Source organism: Nonomuraea sp. GTA35 (genome assembly GCF_041950525.1).
GTDB lineage: Bacteria > Actinomycetota > Actinomycetes > Streptosporangiales > Streptosporangiaceae > Nonomuraea.
In genome coordinates, this window is the sequence record NZ_JBGNUV010000001.1 from 74,839 (window position 1) to 93,524 (window position 18,686).

The window sequence follows — 18,686 nt, forward strand, 5'->3', positions numbered from 1 at the left end:
GAGCGGGCCCGCGCTATGCCGGGCGCAGCCGCGCCCACTGGACGTCGTCGGCCCGCGTGCCGTCCGGCCGCGGCAGCAGCTCCCGGTGCACGCCCTCGCGCCGGAACCCCGACCGCTCCAGCACCGCGTGCGAGGCCGTGTTGTCCGCGTCGGTGCCCGCCACGATCCGGTGCAGGGCCGTGTGCGCGAACGCCCAGTCCACCACCAGCCCCACCGCCCGCGTCATGAAGCCGCGCCCGCGGAAGCCGGGCAGCAGCGAGTAGCCGATCATGGCCTGGCCCAGCACCGGGACCACCTGCATGAGCTGGATGTGCCCGGCGAACGCGCCCGAGCGCGCGTCCCTGATCGCCATCTCCGCCCGCTGCCCCGACAGCCACCAGTAGCCGGTGTACCGGCAGCGCCGGTCGATGTCCGCCATCGAGGCGGGCGGCGTCACGGAGTACGCCGCCACGCTCGGCTCGGCCATCATCCGGTGGTATTCGGCGGCGTCGCCCGGCGCCATCGGCGCCAGCCGCACCACCCCGTCGTCCAGCGCCCCGCCCTCCAGGAACGGCAGGTACGGCTCCACCGCCGGCGCCGCCTCCCCCTGGAGCCTGGCGAACACCACGTAATCGGCGAAGCGCCCGTCGCGCAGCCGCCTGGCCTCCCGCCGCAGCCCCTCCTCGCGGAAGCCTGCCCGGTACGCGGCCCGCAGGCTCGCCACGTTCTCCACCTCGGCCTGCAGCTCCACCCTGCGCACGCCGTGATCGAGCGCCCAGTCGGTCACCGCCCGCGCCGCCGTCGCCGCCACGCCCCTGCCCCTGGCCCACGGCGCCACCACGAAGCCCGCGCCCGACACGCCCCAGCGGTCCGGCGGCGCCAGCCAGACCAGCCCGGCGAACCGCCCGCCCTCCGTGATCGCGTACTGCGCCCCGCCGTCCTCCCAGGCGCCCGCCCCGCGGCGTACGCAGCCGAGGGCGTCACCCAGCTCGTACGGTCGCGGCAGCGACGGCATGAACCTGGCCGTCACCGGGTCGTCGCACATCTTCACGATCGCCTCGGCGTCGCCCTCCGCCGGAGGCCAGAGGATCAGAGCGCCGGACGAGATCACGTCACGCGGGAGCATCCCCCATAGATATCGCGCGTCCTGACGCGCTCAAAAGCCCTATAACCTTGCCGCCATGGGTTTCCGCAGGCATGGGCCATTCCAGGCAGGGGATCAGGTGCAGCTCACCGACCCCAAGAACAAGCGCCACACGATCACGCTCAAGGAGGACGGCGTCTTCCACACCCACAAGGGCGCCATCCCGCACAGCGAGCTGATCGGGCAGCCTGAAGGCTCCGTCGTGCGCTCCTCCGGCGGCACCCAGTACCTCGCCTTCCGCCACCTCCTGCAGGACTACACGCTCGCCATGCCGCGCGGCGCGGCCGTCATCTACCCCAAGGACGCCTCGATGATCGTCGGCATGGCCGACATCTTCCCCGGCGCCCGCGTCATCGAGGCCGGCGTCGGCTCCGGCGCGCTGACCTGCTTCCTGCTGCGCGCCGTCGGTCCCGAGGGGCACGTCACCTCCTACGAGCGGCGCGAGGAGTTCGCCGACGTGGCGCGCAAGAACGTGGAGAAGTTCTACGGCGGCCCCATGGACGACAACTGGCGCCTGGTCGTCGGCGACCTGGTCGCCTCCATCGACGAGGTGGACGTCGACCGCGTCATCCTCGACATGCTCGCCCCCTGGGAGTGCGTCGACGCCGCCGCGAAGGCGCTCACGCCCGGCGGCGTGATCTGCTGCTACGTGGCCACGACCACCCAGATGTCCAAGACGGTCGAGGCGATTCGCGATCACGGGTGTTTCACCGAGCCGCATGCGTGGGAGACCCTGGTTCGCGACTGGCATGTCGAAGGACTCGCCGTTCGGCCCGATCACCGGATGATCGGCCACACCGGGTTCCTCGTCATCGCCCGGCGCATGGCCGACGGCGTGACCCCGCCGCCGCGCCGTCGACGACCGAAGGGGACCACTGAAGAACTATGACAATTTGGCCACGAGGGTGCGTTGGTGCGTGACACGGGAACAGACCGCCGTGTTCATATGCTGGGAGTATTAAACGCACTATTGGGGATTATTCAACGAATACTGAATGTCACTCTACGAACACTGCCCGGCCAGGTTACGGAGGGGCCCGAGATAGGTAAGGTCCTTAGTAGTCGCCCTCGACTGGGAAGGAGGTGACGGGGCGTGGCAGCTCGCGATGATGCTGAGGCTCGAGCCGCGCAGCGCGAACGGGAGGTCGCTGATCTTTCAACACAGGTCTCCTTCCTCCAGGAGGAGATCACCGCGCTGAGGCGGAAGCTGGCCGAGTCACCCCGTCAGGCCAGGGTCCTCGAAGAGCGTCTCCATGAGGCACAGGCGAATCTGGCGGCCGTGACCGGCCAGAACGAGCGCCTGGTGGCAACCCTCAAGGAGGCCAGGGACCAAATCGTCGCTCTCAAGGAGGAGGTCGACCGGCTGGCGCAGCCGCCATCCGGCTTCGGCACCTTCCTCGAGGCCAGAGAAGACGGCACGATCGAGGTGTTCACCGGAGGGCGCAAGCTCCGCGTGAACGTCAGCCCGGCCGTCGACGTCGACTCGCTGAGGCGTGGCCAGGAGGTCATGCTCAACGAGGCGCTCAACGTGGTCGAGGCACTCGGCTACGAAGAGGTCGGCGAGATCGTGATGCTCAAGGAACTGCTCGACGAGGGCAAGCGGGCCCTGGTCATCTCGCACGCCGACGAAGAGCGCGTCGTGCGACTGGCCGAGTCGCTGGTCGGCCAGCCCATCAGGGCGGGCGACTCGCTCCTGCTCGAACCTCGCTCCGGCTACGTCTACGAGCGCATACCCAAGTCCGAAGTCGAAGAGCTCGTGCTGGAAGAGGTCCCCGACATCTCCTACGAGGAGATCGGCGGCCTCATGCGGCAGATCGAGCAGATCAGGGACGCCATCGAGCTGCCCTACCTGCACGCCGACCTGTTCCGCGAGCACAAGCTCCGTCCCCCCAAGGGCGTGCTGCTGTACGGGCCGCCCGGATGCGGCAAGACGCTCATCGCCAAGGCCGTCGCCAACTCCCTGGCCAAGCAGGTCGCGGAGAAGACCGGCCAGTCCGGCAAGAGCTTCTTCCTCAACATCAAGGGCCCGGAGCTGCTCAACAAGTACGTCGGCGAGACCGAGCGGCACATCCGCCTGGTCTTCCAGCGGGCCCGCGAGAAGGCCTCAGAGGGCACCCCGGTGATCGTGTTCTTCGACGAGATGGACTCGATCTTCCGCACCCGAGGCTCCGGCGTGTCCTCCGACGTGGAGAACACCATCGTCCCTCAGCTGCTGTCGGAGATCGACGGCGTCGAGGGCCTGGAGAACGTCATCGTCATCGGCGCCTCCAACCGCGAGGACATGATCGACCCGGCGATCCTGCGGCCCGGCCGCCTGGACGTCAAGATCAAGATCGAGCGGCCGGACGCCGAGGCGGCCAAGGACATCTTCTCCAAGTACCTCGTCTCCGACCTGCCCCTGCACCCCGATGACCTGGCGGAGCACTCCGACTCCCGCGAGGCCACCATCCAGGGCATGATCCAGAGCGTCGTCGAGCGCATGTACCAGGAGAGCGAAGAGAACCGCTTCCTGGAAGTGACCTACGCCAACGGCGACAAGGAAGTCCTGTACTTCAAGGACTTCAACTCCGGCGCGATGATCCAGAACATCGTCGACCGGGGCAAGAAGATGGCCATCAAGCAGTTCCTCGAAAGCGGCCAGAAGGGCCTGCGGGTGCAGCACCTGCTCACGGCCTGCGTGGACGAGTTCTCCGAGAACGAGGACCTGCCCAACACCACCAACCCCGACGACTGGGCCCGCATCTCCGGCAAGAAGGGCGAGCGGATCGTCTACATCCGCACGCTCGTCTCCGGCAAGCAGGGCACCGAAGCCGGCCGGTCCATCGACACCGTCGCCAACACCGGTCAGTACCTGTAGAACCCCTGGACGGCAGGGCCGAGCGGGATTCCCCGCCCGGCCCTGCCGTCTTTCCCGCCGTCTTTCCCGTCGTCTTCCAGGCCGGACGCCACCGCGCCCCGGCAGGTGAGCTTCCGGGCGGAGGACACGCGGAACCCGCGGCGACACGGCCGATACGCATGCACACCACCCCGATGAGGCGCACACTGGCCCTGTGACCACGTTCAAACGAGTAGACGTGCACGTCGAAGGCATCGTCCAAGGGGTCGGCTTCCGGCCCTTCGTCTACTCGCTCGCCAACCGGCTCGGCCTCGCCGGACGCGTGCACAACGACGTCAACGGCGTCCACATCGAGGTCGAAGGGGCACTCGCCGGCGTCGAGGAGTTCCTCACCGCGCTCGAACGCGACGCCCCCGCCCTGTCCGCCATCGAACGCGTCACCGTCGTCAGCGGCGAACCCGCAGGCCACCGCGGCTTCACCATCGCCACCAGCGACCCCGCCGGGACCCGCCGCGCCCTCGTCCCCGCCGACACCGCCACCTGCGACGACTGCCTGCGCGAGCTCGCCGACCCCGCCGACCGCCGCCACCGCTACCCGTTCATCAACTGCACCAACTGCGGCCCCCGCTTCACCATCGTGCGCGGCCTGCCCTACGACCGGCCCATGACCACCATGGCCGCCTTCGGCATGTGCGACGACTGCGCCCGCGAGTACCACGACCCCGGCGACCGCCGCTACCACGCCCAGCCCACCTGCTGCCCCGCCTGCGGGCCCCGGCTCCGCCTGCGCGACCCGCGCGGCACCGAGCTGTGCGGCGACCCCATCGCCTGCGCCGCCGCCCTCCTGCGCGCCGGGCGCGTCGTCGCCGTCAAGGGCCTCGGCGGCTACCACCTCGCCGTCACCGCCTCCGACGAACGCGCAGCCGCCGCGCTGCGCGGCCGCAAGCACCGAGAGGAAAAGCCGTTCGCCGTCATGGCCGCCGACCTCGCCCAGGCCCGCCTGCTCGCCGAGATCGACGACACCGCCGCCGCGCTCCTCACCGGCCGCGCCCGCCCCATCGTGCTGCTGCCCCGCCGCCGCGACGGCGCCCCCGCCGCCGGCTCTGCCGCGCCGGCCGCCGTCCCGGCCGCCGTCCCCGCCGTCGCCCCCTCTGTCGCGCCCGGCAACCGCAGCCTCGGCCTCATGCTCCCCTACACGGCCCTGCACCACCTCCTGCTCGCCGAACTCGCCGAACCGATCGTCCTGACCAGCGGCAACGTCTCCGACGAGCCCATCGCGTACGAGGACGACGACGCGCTCACCCGCCTCGGCGGCATCGCCGACGCCTTCCTCACCCACGACCGCGCCATCCACCAGCGCACCGACGACTCCGTCATCCGCCCCCTGCCCGGCGCCATCACCATGCTGCGCCGGGCCCGCGGCTACGCCCCCGAGCCGCTCGCCCTGCGCCGGCCCGTCCCCAGACCCGTCCTCGCCTGCGGCGCCGAGCTCAAGAGCACCTTCTGCCTGGCCCAGGGGCGGCGCGCGTTCGTCTCCCAGCACATCGGCGACCTCGAGAACCACGACACCCTGCGCTCCTTCGCCGAAGGCATCGACCACTACTGCCGCCTGTTCGGCATCCGCCCCGAGATCGTCGCCCACGACCTGCACCCCGGCTACCTCTCCACCCGGCACGCCCTCGAGATCACCGGCGTCGAACACGTCGGCGTCCAGCACCACCACGCCCACATCGCGGCCTGCCTGGCCGACAACGGCGACCCGGGGCCCGTGATCGGCGTCGCCTTCGACGGGCTCGGCCACGGCACCGACGGCACCCTGTGGGGCGGCGAGTTCCTCCGCGCCGACCTGACCGGCTACGAACGCCTCGGCCACCTCGCCCAGGTGCCCATGCCCGGCGGCGCCGCCGCCGTCAGGCAGCCCTGGCGCATGACCGCCGCCTACCTCCGCGACGACCACCCCGGGCTCGACGTCGCCCGGCGCAACGCCGAACGCTGGGCCGACGCCCTCCACCTCGCCGCCACCGGGCTCGACTCGCCGCTCACCTCCAGCGCCGGCCGCCTGTTCGACGCCGTCGCGGCGCTGCTCGGCATCCGCGACAAGATCACCTACGACGGGCAGGCCGCCATCGAGCTCGAACAGCGCGCCGATCCCGCCGAGACCGGCGCCTACCCCGCCGCCGTCACCACCACCTCCGGCCCGCTGGTCGTCGAGGGCGGCGACCTCGTCCGCGCCGCCGCCGACGACCTCGCCGCGGGCACCGACCCGGGCGTCATCGCCGGCCGCTTCCACAACGGCGTCGCCGCCGCCATCACCCGCACCTGCGTCGACCTCAGGAAGAGCACCGGCCTGACCGCCGTCGCCCTGTCGGGCGGCGTCTTCCAGAACGCCCTCCTCCTCGACCGCACCGTCCAGCGGCTGCGCGCGGCCGGGTTCCGGGTGCTCAAGCACGTCCGGGTGCCGCCCAACGACGGCGGCCTCAGCCTCGGCCAGGCCGCCGTCGCCGCCGCCCGCGACGCCACGTAGCGACCCACCCGCGCAGACGGGGCGCGGAGGCCCGCCCGCGCGGACGGTCCGGAGGGCGGCCCGCCCGCGCGGACGCGGTGCGGAGGCCGGTCTGCCCGCGTGGAGGGGATGCGGAGGCCGGCTCGCCGCGGCCCGGCGTGGCGTGGCGGTCGCCGTCCCCGGTGTCCGGCCTGCACGCGCCTAGCATGGCGATCATGGAATACCTCAACCCGGCCCGCACCCCGTACACCGAGCACGACCGCGCGCTCATCGGCGTCGAGCACGCCCGCCAGGCCCGCGCCCGCTTCGCCCGCCACCCCGACTACCGGCCCACCCCGGTCCACGTGATCCCCGGCCTCGGCGGAGCCGGCACCGCCTACGTCAAGGACGAGAGCGGCCGCATGGGGCTGGGCAGCTTCAAGGCGCTCGGCGGCGCGTACGCCGTGCACCTGCTCGCCGAGCGCGACGGCGGCGGCGCGCCGTTCGTCTGCGCCAGCGCCGGCAACCACGGCATCTCCGTCGCCGCCGGCGCGGCGGAAGTGGGCGTGCCGTGCGTCGTCTACCTCAGCGAAGGCGTCCCCGAGCCGTTCGCGCAGCGGCTGCGCGCGCTCGGCGCCGAGGTGCGGCGCGCCGGGCACGACTACGAGGCCGGCATGACCGCCGCGATGGCCGCCGCTCAGGAGCACGGCTGGCGGCTCGTGGCCGACAGCTCGTGGGACGGCTACACCGGCGTCCCCCTGGACGTCATGCGCGGCTACAGCGTCCTGTTCGACGAACTGTCCGACCCCGGCGTGTTCCCGCCCTCAGGAGAGCCCACAGGGGCTCAGGGCGGGCCCGGGGAGGCGGGGCCCACCCACGTGTTCGTCCAGGCGGGTGTCGGCGGGCTCGCGGCAGCGGCGGCGGGATACGTACGCGACCGGTGGGGCGAGCGCCCCAGGATCGTCGTCGTCGAGCCGGACGGCGCGCCCTGCCTCATCGGCAGCGCCCGCGCCGGGGAGCCCATCCGCGTCAGCGGCCACCCCACCACCCTCGGCAGGCTCGACTGCCGCGAGCCCTCGCTGCTGGCCCACCGGCTCCTGTCCCGCCTCGCCGACCTCTACCTCACCATCACCGACGAGCAGGCCGCCACGGCCACCCGCCTGCTCGCCGGCCACGGCGTCGCGCTGTCCGACTGCGGCGCCGCCGGAGCCGCCGGGCTGCTCGCCCTCACCCCCGGCGCCCGCGACCGGCTCGGCCTCGACCACACCGCACGCGTGCTGCTCGTGGGAACGGAGGGACCCGTGGAACCAAAGTGATCAGAGTGACGTCAAAAGGGCGTGCAACCTCCCCACCGGTCCCGATCCAGACACGCCCGCGGAGACGGCCGGTTGGCCGAGCTCGACCTGCTGCGCTTCCTCGCCGCCCTCGCGGTCGTCGCCTTCCACTACCTGGTCGCCTACGCCTCCGTCTGGGGAGACCGGCCGGCCGAGTTGTTCCCCGCCCTGGCTCCCGTCGCCGGGCTCGGCATCCTCGGCGTCGAGCTGTTCTTCATCATCAGCGGCTTCGTCATCCTCATGAGCGTGTGGGGGCGCGGCCTCGGCGCGTTCGCCCGCTCCCGGCTCGTCCGCCTCTATCCCGCCTACTGGCTCAGCCTGGCCGCCATCGCAGCCCTCTACGGCCTCACCGGCGCCAAGGCGCTCGACCCAAAACTTTCCCCAGGTGAATATCTGCTGAACGCCACCATGTTCCAGCGGCTGTTCAAGGTCACCGACGCCAGCGGCGTCTACTGGTCGCTCTGGGCCGAGCTCCGCTTCTACCTGCTGATCGCCATCCTCGTGATCATCGGCGTCACGCGCGGGCGCGTCCTGACCTTCTGCGGCATCTGGCTCGCCGCCGCCCTCGGCGTCAAACTGCTCGAAGAGAACGAGATCTTCGACAACGACGTCATCCGCGAGATCGTCATGCCCGACTACGCCGGTTACTTCGTCGCCGGCATGGCCCTCTATCTCGTCCACAAGCACCGCGGCGGCTGGCTGCCCTGGCTCTACATCGCCGTCTCCTACGGCCTTTCCCTCCATTCGGCACTCGGCCGCGTGGACCGCCGCATCGAGGCCGCGGGGTTCAAGAACATGCCCGTCACCGACCTCGGCGTGATCATCACCCTGACGCTGATCTTCGCCGTGATGGCCCTCATGGCGCTCGGAATGCTGCGCATGCGATCCTCCCGGACGCTCACCGCGCTCGGCGGCACCACATACCCGCTTTACCTCTTCCATAGCGTCATCGCGGTGGCCCTCATCCCGCTGCTCACCGGCAACCTGCCGCCCTGGGCCGTCGCCACGATCACGACATTGGTGTCGATTCTCGTGTCGTATCTCGTCTACTCCTTTGCCGAACGCCCCATCCAGCGGCTACTCAAGCCCCGCAGACCCACACAAAGCCCATCAGCTCCCGCCGTACAGATGGAAAAGACGTCGGTGCCATAACTCTGTGGCCCTGGGGCACTGTGAAGGGCATAGGCTCGGGCATATAAACGGCGGATAGACAGACCCGGACGAACAGAGGGTGTTGCATGACGGTGCGTCGGGTGATGGGCATCGAGACCGAGTACGGCATCTCCGTACCCGGCCAGCCAGGCGCCAACGCGATGGTGACCTCCTCACAGGTCGTGAACGCCTACCTGGCCGCCTCGGCGGCCCGCGCGCGCAGAGCACGATGGGACTTCGAGGAGGAGAACCCGCTCCGCGACGCGCGCGGCTTCGACCTGGCCAGGGAAGTGGCCGACTCCAGCCAGCTCACCGACGAGGATCTCGGCCTGGCCAACGTCATCCTCACCAACGGAGCCAGGCTCTACGTCGACCACGCCCATCCCGAATACAGCGCGCCCGAATGCACCAACCCCCGGGCAGCCGTGATCTGGGACAAAGCCGGCGAACGAGTGATGTACGACGCCGCCACCCGCGCGTCCGCCATCCCCTCCAACGCCCCCATCCAGCTCTACAAGAACAACACCGACGCCAAGGGCGCCTCCTACGGGTGCCACGAGAACTACCTGATGCGGCGCGCCACCCCCTTCGCCGACATCGTCAGGCACCTCACCCCCTTCTTCGTCTCCCGGCAGGTCGTCGTCGGCGCCGGCAAGGTCGGCATCGGCCAGGACTCCCGCGGCGAAGGCTTCCAGATCAGCCAGCGCGCCGACTTCTTCGAGGTCGAGGTCGGCCTGGAGACCACGCTGAAGCGGCCCATCATCAACACCCGCGACGAACCGCACGCGGACCCCGAGAAGTACCGCCGCCTCCACGTGATCATCGGCGACGCCAACATGTCCGAGATCTCCACGTATCTGAAACTCGGCACCACGGCCCTCGTCCTCGCGATGATCGAGGAAGGCTTCCTGACCCGCGACCTCGCCGTCGAGAACCCGGTGCAGGCCCTGCGGGCCGTCTCGCACGACCCCAGCTGCCGCTACGAGATCACCATGCGCGACGGCCGCAAACTCACCGCCGTGCAGCTGCAGATGGAATACCTCGAACAGGCCCGCAAGTATGTCGAAGAGCGCGGCACCGCCCAGGACGAGATGAACAAGGACATCCTCGACCGCTGGGAGTCCGTCCTCACCCGCCTCGCCGAAGACCCCATGCAGCTCTCCCGCGAGCTTGACTGGGTCGCCAAGCTCGAACTCCTCGAGGGCTACCGCAGCCGCGACGGCCTCGCCTGGTCCCACCCCCGCCTGCAGCTCGTCGACCTGCAGTACTCCGACATCCGGCCCGACCGGGGCCTCTACAATCGCCTCGTCGCCCGCGGACGCATGCAACGGCTGGTCAGCGAGGAGGAGGTCCAGCGCGCCGTCGAGAACCCGCCCACCGACACCCGCGCCTACTTCCGCGGACGCTGCCTGCGCCAGTACAGCGAATCCGTCGCCGCCGCCTCCTGGGACTCCGTCATCTTCGACATCCCCGGCCGCGAATCACTCCAGCGCGTCCCCACCCTCGAACCGCTGCGCGGCACCAAGGCGCACGTCGGCGAGCTCTTCGACCGCTGCGAGACCGCCGCCGACCTCGTCTCCGCGCTCACCGGCGGCGAATGACCACCTGACGCCACGGGACCGGCCCCTCCTCAGAGGAGGCCGATCCCCAGCATGAGCGTGCCCGCCGCCAGGCACACGCCGCCCGCCACCGTCAGGTGGATCAGCTTGTTCGGTTTCGTGTCGCTCGGGCGCACCACCGACAGGAAGAAGCCCAGGGGCATCAGGATCGGGGCCGCCACGATCAGCGTCCGCGTGACCGCCTTCAGCGCGTCCGGCAGGCCCGACTGGTCCACGTACACCATCGCCACCAGCGCGAACAGCACCAGCACGCCCGCATGCGCGTGACCCGCCCGCCACAGGCCGCGGCGGACCGGGTTGTCCAGGTAGCCCGGGACGTTCTTCATCAGGAACGACAGCAGCGTCACGCCGCCGTAGGCCACTCCGGGGACTGTGATGAGGAGCACACCCGCCGTGCTCAGGGACGAAGGGGACATCTGAACCTCCTGTAGGTACGGGGGTTCATTGTTAGATAGGAATGCTATCTAGTCAAGCGGGCAAGATCGCTGGGCGATCGGCGCGAAATGTCGGCTCGTTCGGGGAAGATATGCCTAGAGGCAGTCCCCCAAGCGGAGGTAGGACATGGCAACCAAGGACACCGGTGGTCAGAAGCAGACCGGGCGGCGCGAGTCCGAAGTCGAGGAGACCGAGGCGTCGGCAGCGCCGGACGTCCAGGAGCGGCAGGAGAAGCTCACGGACGACGTCGATGCGATTCTGGATGAGATCGACGAAGTTCTCGAAGAGAACGCAGAGGAATTTGTCAGGTCGTACGTGCAGAAGGGCGGACAGTAGAGGATAAATCCGGCATCGAGGAAGCGGGTGGAGGTGCCGGACGGGTTCAGGAGGTGCCCGGACTGCGGGGCGGGAAAGCGGTCCCGGAGTTCGGGTGCGGCAAGCGGATGGGGCGCGCATGCTCGCCCGTCAGGGCGGGCTCTGCGCCGTCTGCCGGATGCCGCGGTTCGCGATGAGAGGCCGGAGGAGCTGCGGCCGGAGTTCTGCCGGGTGGTGACCCCGGTGGGGTGAGGGTCAGCCCTCGGGCATGGTGTATTCGACTGCCACGCCGATGAGGCGGACGGGGTGGGCGAGGTCGTGGCGGTCGAGGATGTCGAGGGCCGTCCGGGTGATGAGGGCCGCGTCGGTGGTGGGGGCGGGCAGTTTCGACTGGCGGGTGCGGGTCAGGAACGGCGTGGTGCGGAGCTTGACGGAGACGCGGGTGATCTCGCGGCCGGCGTCGACGGCGTCCCGGGTGACGTGTTCGGCGAGGGCGGTGAGGTGGCGGGCGAGCTCGGCCCTGTCGGTGAGGTCGCGGGGGAAGGTGGTCTCGCGGCTGTGGCCGCGGGCGACCCAGGGCGTGGTGACGACCTCGGCCTCGCCCTTGCCGAGGGCGAGGTAGCGGTACCAGGGGCCGTTGGTGGGGCCGAAGTGGCGGGCCAGGTCGGCGGGGTCGGCGGCGGCGAGGTCGGCGACGGTGTGCAGCCCGAGGGCGGCCAGTTTCTTGGAGATCCTGGCGCCGATGCCCCACAGCGCGTCGGTGGGGCGGTGGTTCATGGTCTCGGCCCAGGTCTCGGTGGTGAGGCGGTGGACGCCTGCGGGCTTGGCGAAGGCGGAGGCGAGTTTGGCCTGGTGCTTGTTGTCGCCGATGCCGATGGAGCAGTCGAGGCGGGTGCGGGTGCGTACGGCGTGCTGGAGGTCGGCGGCGAGGGCCTCCGGGTCGTCGGTGGTGGCGCCGAGGAAGGCTTCGTCCCAGCCCCACACCTCGACGAGGACGGGGAATTCGCGCAGGACGGCCATGACGCGCTCTGAGGCGGCTTCGTAGGCGGGCGGGTCGCTGGGCAGGAAGACGGCGTCGGGACAGCGCTTGAGGGCGGTGCGGAGCGGCATGCCGGAGTGGATGCCGTGCTCGCGGGCTTCGTAGGTGGCGGTGGCGGCCACGGTGCGGGGCTGGGTGGGGTCGCCCGTGCCGCCGACGACGACGGGCCTGCCGCGGAGTTCGGGGTGCCGGAGGAGCTCGACGGCGGCGATGAACTGGTCGAGGTCGAGGTGCAGGATCCAGTTCCTGGTGGCCATGTGTCCAGTATGGCGGGGGTCTCACCCGGTGGTGAGGAGGGTGCCGTCGCGGTAGAGGAGGGCGCGGCGGGGGGTGGCCCAGGCGGGGGTGCCGAGAGACGGCTCTTCGCCCTCGGGGACGACGGTCTGGACGAGGGCGCCGGGGGTCTCGAGGGTGACGAGGGTGTGGGTGCCCAGGTTCTCCAGGACGGTGACGACGCCGGGGAAGGCGTCGGGGCGCTCGGCGGGGGAGAGGGTCATGTACTCGGGGCGTACGCCGTAGGTGAGGTGGTCGCCGGGGGCGACGCCGTCGGGGAGGGGGAGGGTGGCGCCGGCGACGTGGAGTGCGGTGGCGGTGGCGCGGGCGGGCAGGAGGTTCATGGGGGTGGAGCCGATGAAGGAGGCGACGAAGGTCGTGGCGGGGCGGTGGAAGATCTCGGCGGGGGTGGCGACCTGGACCATGCGGCCGTGGGACATGACGGCGATGCGGTCGGCGAGTGCGAGGGCTTCCGCTTGGTCGTGGGTGACGAAGACGGTGGTGACGGCGAGTTCGCGCTGAAGCCGCTTGAGGAAGGTGCGGGCTTCGAGGCGCAGCCGGGCGTCGAGGTTGGACAGGGGCTCGTCGAAGAGGAAGGCGGCGGGGTGGCAGGCGATGGCGCGGGCGAGCGCGACGCGTTGTTGCTGGCCGCCGGAGAGTTCGGCGGGGCGGCGGTGGAGGAGCTCGGTGAGGCTGAGGCGGGCGGCGACGTCGGCGGCCTTGGTGGCGCGTTCGGCGCGGGGGACCTTCTTGATGCGCAGGGGGTAGGCGATGTTGGCGGTGACGTCCATGTGGGGGAAGATCGCGTAGTCCTGGAAGACCATGGCGACGTCGCGGCCTCCCGGGGGGAGGCCGGTGACGTCCCTGCCGTCGATGTGGACGGTGCCGCCGCTGGGGGTCTCCAGTCCGGCGATGGTGCGCAGGAGAGTGGTCTTGCCGCAGCCGGAGGGGCCGAGGAGGGCGAAGAATTCGCCGTCGGCGATGGTGAGGTGGATGTCGTCGAGGGCGTGGACCCCGCCAGGGAAGATCTTGGTGAGGGCGTGCAGGGTGATCACCGTTTGATTCCTCCGTGGAAGCGGAAGCCGTAGCGCTGAGAGACGAACAGGTACATGGCGACGACGGGGAGGGAGTAGAGCAGGGAGAAGGTGGAGATGAGGTCGAGCCTGGGCGCGCCGCCTTCGGTGTAGAGGGTGTAGAGGATGACGGAGCCGGGAGCCTTCTCGGGGTCTCTGAGCAGGATGAACTGGAATAGGAAGCCGCCCCAGACGCTGGCGAGCGCCCAGACGGCGATGGTGGCCAGGCCCGGCCTGACGAGGGGGACCACGATGTGGCGGAGGATCTGCAGGGGCGTGGCGCCGAAGACGCGGGCGGACTCCTCGTAGGAGGTGGGGGTGTCGTCCATGAAGTCCTTGAGGATGAAGATGGCGGCGGGCAGGAGGCCGCCGGAGACGACGAGGACGACGCCGAGGTGGGTGTCGATCAGGTCGAGACGGGTGGCGAGCTCGAAGATGGGCACCATGGCGGCGGTGCCGGTGACCACGGACGACAGCAGGAGGAGCAGGTAGAGCAGGGCGTCACGGCCGGGCACGCGGACGCGGGAGAGCGCGTAGGCGGCGAGCGCGGCGAGGACGACGACGAGGGCCGCGGCGCCTCCGCCCTGGATGAGGGAGTTGCGGATGGAGCCGAGGGCGTAGGGGTTGTCGAGGATGGCGGAGAAGTTGCGGAGGGTGAACTCGGGGATGGAGGTGGTGATGGCAGGGGTGCCGTCGAAGGGGGCGCTGGCCAGCCAGAGCATGGGCAGGGTGAAGAAGGCCAGGACGACGGCGATGAAGACGGTGGCGGCGAGCCTGCCGACGGTGTGGCGGATCATGCGGGTGGGCCTCCGGCGGCGACGACTTCCTCGTGGCGGCGCCGGCCGCGCAGGAGCCGCAGGTAGGCCAGGGCGAAGACGAGGTTGATGAGCAGGATGAGGAAGGAGATGGCGGCTCCGGCACCGAGCTGGCCGTCCCTGAGGGCGACGCGGTAGACGTACACGGGCAGGATCTCCGAGCGGCCTTCCGGGCCGCCGCCGGTGAGGACGAACGGCGTGAAGTCGTTGAACGTCCACAGGCTGATGAGCAGGAGGTTCGTCAGGATGTGGCGGCGGATGAGGGGCAGGACGACGTCGCGGAGCTGCTGCAGGACGCCCGCGCCCGCGAGGCGGGCGGTCTCGAGGTGGGAGGGCGGCACGTTCTCCAGAGCGGCGGAGTAGAGCATCATGCTGAACGCGGTGCCGCGCCACACGTTGAAGATGATGATCGACAGCAGCGGGTGGTCGAGGAGCCAGGCGAAGCCGGGGGTGTGCAGGAGGGCGTTGAGGGTGCCGTCGTCGCGGTCGAGCAGGGCGAACCAGAGGAAGCCGACGACGGTGCTGGGCAGGATCCACGACAGCAGGACGACGCCTTCGACGGCGCGGCGCAGGGTGCCGGCGCGGGTGCGCAGGATCCAGGCGAGGGTGAAGCCGAGGCCGGCCTGGCCGAGGATGGCGGAGCCGCCGACGTACAGGACGGTGAGCCACAGTGAGGACAGGAAGCGGGGGTCGGTGAGGGCGCCGGTGTAGTTGTCGATGCCGACGAGCTGGGGGTCGGCGGCGGCCAGGCCGGTGAGGCGGTAGTCGGTGAGGCCGAGGTAGATGGTCCACAGGGCGGGGAAGACGAGGAAGACGGCGATGAGGGCGAGGGCGGGCAGGACGAACGCGATCGCCCTGCCCTTGCCGAGCCCGGCGGCGTCAGCCGCTGATGTTGGCCGCGCCACCGACGATTTCCTCGAGCGTGCTCTGGTAGGCGGTGGCGGCCTCGTCGGCGGTCTTGCCGCTGACGACGGCGGCGGTGGCCTCCTGCAGGGCGGTGGACACCTGCGGGTAGACGGCGACGCCCGGCCGGTAGGCGGTCAGGGGGAGCACCTCGTCGGCGATGTACTTGAGCATGGGGTCGGCGGTGAGCACCTCGTCGTTGACGTCGGTGCGGGCGCTGATGCGGACCTGCCCGGCGAGCTGTGACTTGGTGGCGGCGGCGGAGTGCATGAAGGCCAGCAGGTCCCAGGCGAGCCTGGGGTTCTTGGAGAACGGGTTGAGCACGCGTACGGCGCCGCCTGACATGCTGACGAAGTCCTGCCCGCGGATGCCGGCGCCGGGCTGTCTGGCGGGGATCCTGGCGTAGCCGACGGCCTGGTCACGGTCCTTCATGGGGGCGACGCCGGCCTGGGGTTCGATGACGGAGCGCCAGAAGTAGTCGCTCTCGGCGAGGATGCCGATCCTGCCTTCGGCGAACTGGGCGAAGGACTTGTCGCGGCCCTTGGCCTCCTGCTGCAGTCTGGGGTCGCCGAGGCCGCTGCCGCCGTAGATCTGCTGGTAGAGGCCGAGCGCGTGCTTCATGGGCTGGGAGGCGCCGGTCCACTTGCCGGTGGTGTAGATCTCGGCTCCCGCGCCGGCGAGGAGGGGGAGGAGGCCCTGCATGGTGGTGGCCTCGCCCATGGCGGTGCCGGCGTTGAGCTGGATGGGGACGGGGACGCCCGCGGCCTTGAGCTTCGTGCCGGCGTCGATGATGTCCTGCCAGCTCGCGGGCTGCCAGGGGTCGGGCAGCCCGGCCCTGGCGAACAGGGTCTTGTTGTAGAACAGGACGCGGCCGTCGGTGCCCTGGGGCAGGCCGTACTTCTTGCCGTCGAAGATGCCGAGGCCCTGCACGGCCTGGGGGATCTGGGCCCAGCCCTCCCACTGCTCGACGGTGGCGCCGCCGACCTCGGTGAGGGGCTTGATGTAGCCGGCCTGGGCGAACTCGCCGACCCAGATGCCGTCGAGGTCGATCACGTCGGCGCCGGTCCTGGACTTGAGGTCGAGTGCGATCTTGGTCTTGTACTGTTCGTCGTCGACGCCGCTGGGCTGGAACAGGACCTTGACATTGGGGTGGGTCTTCTCGAACTCGGGGATCACCCACTGCTTGATCCACTGGGCGGTCTCGGAGTTCTTGCCGCCTTCGATGGAGTTGGCGGCGATGGTGAGGGTGGTGCTGCCCTCGTCGGAGCCGCCGCCGGTGCCGCAGGAGGTGAGGGCGAGTGCGGCGATGATCCCGATCAGCGCGGGTCGGCTGGGGAGTCGCATTGTCGGCCTCCTGTTCAGGACGTGCAGACATACCGACAGTCGCATGGGCGCCGACGGCCGTAAAGAAACGATCTGAACACGGACCTTTGGCGCGCGAAGGGGCTTATAGGGCCTTTCACGCGAGCTGTGGCGGGTGGTTCGCCGTGAGCTGATCGTGGGAAGTGCAGACAGCAACCCAACATGAGTAGGGTCGCCCTAGGAACACTGAACGTTTGGAGGGAGTCGCGTGGCATCGCACAGGGATCTGCCCGTCGGCTTGGTGAACCAGCTCTTCCAGAACACCGGAAGTTCCTCGTTCACAGAGTTTGTCGGCTCGTACGCGCCTGAGTTGCTACCGCGGCGGGGTGAGGTGCTGGCCACGCCGATCGGTGACCAGGTTCCGCACGCGACCACGATCGTGGCCGCCACCTTCGCCGGCGGGGTCGTCATGGCGGGTGACAGGCGGGCGACCTCGGGCAACATCATCTCGCAGCGTGACGTGCAGAAGGTGTTCCGCGCCGACGACTACTCGTGCATGGGCATCGCGGGCACGGCCAGCACGGGCATCGAGTTCGCCCGGCTCTACCGGGTGGAGCTGGAGCACTACGAGAAGGTCGAGGGCCGCTCCATGTCGGTCCAGGGCAAGGCCAACCGGCTCGCGACCATGATCAGGGGCAACCTCGCCATGGCGATGCAGGGGCTGGTGGTGGTGCCGCTGTTCGCCGCCTACGACCCAGACAAGGACGAGGGGCGCATCTTCAGCTACGACGTGGCGGGCGGGCCGTACGAGCGGGAGAGGTTCGACGCGATCGGGTCCGGCTCGATCTTCGCGCGCGGGTCGCTGAAGAAGCTCTACCGCGACGGGTCGTCGGCCGACGACATGGTGATGACGCTGATCCAGGCGCTGTACGACGCAGCCGACGACGACTCGGCGACCGGCGGGCCCGACGTGACGAGGAAGATCTGGCCCATCGTGTCGGTGATCGACGCCGACGGGTTCCGCCGCCTGTCGGATGAGGAGGTCTCGGGCTACGTCCAGCAGATGCTCGACGCCCGCCTGATCTCGCCCGACGGCCCCATCGCCCCGCTGCGCTAGAAAGGACCTCCACACGTGTCCATGCCTTTCGGATATGCGTCCCCCGAGCAGATCATGCGGGACAAGGCCGACTACGCGCGCAAGGGCATCGCGCGGGGCCGTTCCGTCGTCGTGCTGCAGTACGTGGACGGCATCCTGTTCGTCGCGCCCAACCCGTCCCGGGCGCTGCACAAGATCAGCGAGATCTACGACCGCATCGGGTTCGCGGCCGTGGGCCGTTACAACGAGTTCGAGGAGCTGCGGCTCGGCGGCATCCGCTACGCCGACATCAACGGCTACACCTACGACCGCTCCGACGTGACCGGCCGCGGCCTGGCCAACCTGTACGCCTCCAACCTGGGGCGCATCTTCACCGAGTCGATCAAGTCGCTGGAGGTGGAGGTCGTCGTCGCCGAGGTGGGCGACACCAAGGAGGGCGACGCCATCTACCGGCTGACCTTCGACGGGTCGGTCTTCGACGAGCACGGCTTCGCCGCCATGGGCGGCCAGGCCGAGGCGGTCTCCACCCGGCTGAAGGAGCGCTACCGCGAGTCGATGTCGCTGGCCGACGCGCTGGAGGTGGCGCTGATGGCGCTGACCGAGCCGGGCGGGGAGCGGCCGCCGGTGGGGCAGCTCGAGGTGGCGGTGCTCGACCGCAACCGGGAGCACCGCAAGTTCCTCCGGCTGACGGGGGCGCGGCTGGAGCGGCTGCTGGCCCAGACCAGCAACCCGCCCTCTGCGCCTGCCACGCCACCCGCAACGCCGCCCGCCACGCCGCCTCAGGGCTCCGGTGACACGCCGCCGCCCACGGGGCCCGAGGGGGACGTGGACGACGGCTCCTCGCCGCTGTAGGGCGGGCACAGGACGTCACGACGGGGACCGCCACGGC

16 protein-coding genes are annotated in these 18,686 nt (G+C 70.3%); 9 read left to right on the forward strand and 7 right to left on the reverse strand.

The genetic code is table 11. The annotated features are described in order from the left end of the window. Nucleotides 1-13: 13 nt before the first annotated feature. Nucleotides 14-1,105 carry a GNAT family N-acetyltransferase gene (locus tag ACBJ32_RS00350; protein WP_375124837.1) on the reverse strand — a complete coding sequence of 364 codons (1,092 nt, stop codon included), beginning with the start codon at nt 1,103-1,105 and terminating at the stop codon, nt 14-16. Nucleotides 1,106-1,160: 55 nt separating this feature from the next. Between ACBJ32_RS00350 and ACBJ32_RS00355 the strand changes: the two genes are divergently transcribed. From ACBJ32_RS00355 to dop, 6 genes are all read left to right on the forward strand, one after another. Next, complete coding sequence (locus ACBJ32_RS00355) at nt 1,161-2,012, forward strand: tRNA (adenine-N1)-methyltransferase (RefSeq protein ID WP_375124838.1); 852 nt, start codon at nt 1,161-1,163, stop codon at nt 2,010-2,012. A 204-nt stretch (nt 2,013-2,216) separates the two neighbouring features. After that, nucleotides 2,217-3,980 carry a proteasome ATPase gene (arc, locus tag ACBJ32_RS00360; protein WP_225266745.1) on the forward strand — a complete coding sequence of 588 codons (1,764 nt, stop codon included), beginning with the start codon at nt 2,217-2,219 and terminating at the stop codon, nt 3,978-3,980. A 193-nt stretch (nt 3,981-4,173) separates the two neighbouring features. Beyond that, complete coding sequence (gene hypF, locus ACBJ32_RS00365; RefSeq protein WP_375124839.1) at nt 4,174-6,483, forward strand: carbamoyltransferase HypF; 2,310 nt, start codon at nt 4,174-4,176, stop codon at nt 6,481-6,483. Nucleotides 6,484-6,677: 194 nt separating this feature from the next. Continuing rightward, nucleotides 6,678-7,757, forward strand: coding sequence for a pyridoxal-phosphate dependent enzyme (locus ACBJ32_RS00370; RefSeq protein ID WP_375124840.1), 1,080 nt, complete (start codon nt 6,678-6,680; stop codon nt 7,755-7,757). Nucleotides 7,758-7,829: 72 nt separating this feature from the next. Then, nucleotides 7,830-8,927 (forward strand): acyltransferase family protein, encoded by a 1,098-nt coding sequence (locus tag ACBJ32_RS00375; protein ID WP_375124841.1) that lies wholly within the window; start codon nt 7,830-7,832, stop codon nt 8,925-8,927. An 86-nt stretch (nt 8,928-9,013) separates the two neighbouring features. Then, nucleotides 9,014-10,528, forward strand: coding sequence for a depupylase/deamidase Dop (dop, locus tag ACBJ32_RS00380; protein ID WP_375124842.1), 1,515 nt, complete (start codon nt 9,014-9,016; stop codon nt 10,526-10,528). A gap of 29 nt (nt 10,529-10,557) precedes the next feature. Here dop and ACBJ32_RS00385 read toward each other — a convergent pair whose 3' ends face one another. Beyond that, complete coding sequence (locus tag ACBJ32_RS00385; RefSeq protein ID WP_375124843.1) at nt 10,558-10,962, reverse strand: hypothetical protein; 405 nt, start codon at nt 10,960-10,962, stop codon at nt 10,558-10,560. Between the two features lie 145 nt (nt 10,963-11,107). Between ACBJ32_RS00385 and ACBJ32_RS00390 the strand changes: the two genes are divergently transcribed. Further along, nucleotides 11,108-11,317, forward strand: coding sequence for a ubiquitin-like protein Pup (locus tag ACBJ32_RS00390; protein WP_237107473.1), 210 nt, complete (start codon nt 11,108-11,110; stop codon nt 11,315-11,317). 234 nt (nt 11,318-11,551) lie between these two features. Here ACBJ32_RS00390 and ACBJ32_RS00395 read toward each other — a convergent pair whose 3' ends face one another. Genes ACBJ32_RS00395 through ACBJ32_RS00415 form a run of 5 tightly spaced genes read right to left on the reverse strand, consistent with a single transcriptional unit; the run spans nt 11,552 to nt 16,743 of the window. Continuing rightward, nucleotides 11,552-12,592 (reverse strand): DNA polymerase IV, encoded by a 1,041-nt coding sequence (locus ACBJ32_RS00395; RefSeq protein WP_375124844.1) that lies wholly within the window; start codon nt 12,590-12,592, stop codon nt 11,552-11,554. 21 nt (nt 12,593-12,613) lie between these two features. Then, nucleotides 12,614-13,663, reverse strand: coding sequence for an ABC transporter ATP-binding protein (locus ACBJ32_RS00400; RefSeq protein ID WP_375124845.1), 1,050 nt, complete (start codon nt 13,661-13,663; stop codon nt 12,614-12,616). Next, nucleotides 13,660-14,478, reverse strand: coding sequence for a carbohydrate ABC transporter permease (locus ACBJ32_RS00405; protein WP_375124846.1), 819 nt, complete (start codon nt 14,476-14,478; stop codon nt 13,660-13,662). Before ACBJ32_RS00405 ends, ACBJ32_RS00400 begins: the two co-directional genes overlap by 4 nt. Next, nucleotides 14,475-15,401 (reverse strand): carbohydrate ABC transporter permease, encoded by a 927-nt coding sequence (locus ACBJ32_RS00410; protein WP_375124847.1) that lies wholly within the window; start codon nt 15,399-15,401, stop codon nt 14,475-14,477. The genes ACBJ32_RS00405 and ACBJ32_RS00410 overlap by 4 nt, the downstream gene beginning before the upstream one ends. Then, on the reverse strand, nt 15,376-16,743 hold the full coding sequence (locus ACBJ32_RS00415) for an extracellular solute-binding protein (RefSeq protein WP_375124848.1): 1,368 nt from the start codon (nt 16,741-16,743) through the stop codon (nt 15,376-15,378). The genes ACBJ32_RS00410 and ACBJ32_RS00415 overlap by 26 nt, the downstream gene beginning before the upstream one ends. Nucleotides 16,744-16,969: 226 nt before the next feature. On the opposite strand from ACBJ32_RS00415, the gene prcB reads away from it, so the two are divergent. After that, a complete protein-coding gene (prcB, locus tag ACBJ32_RS00420) occupies nt 16,970-17,818 on the forward strand; it encodes a proteasome subunit beta (RefSeq protein ID WP_375124849.1) in 849 nt (282 codons plus the stop codon). 21 nt (nt 17,819-17,839) lie between these two features. Beyond that, nucleotides 17,840-18,649, forward strand: coding sequence for a proteasome subunit alpha (gene prcA, locus ACBJ32_RS00425; protein ID WP_357879746.1), 810 nt, complete (start codon nt 17,840-17,842; stop codon nt 18,647-18,649). The last annotated feature ends 37 nt before the right edge of the window (nt 18,650-18,686 follow it).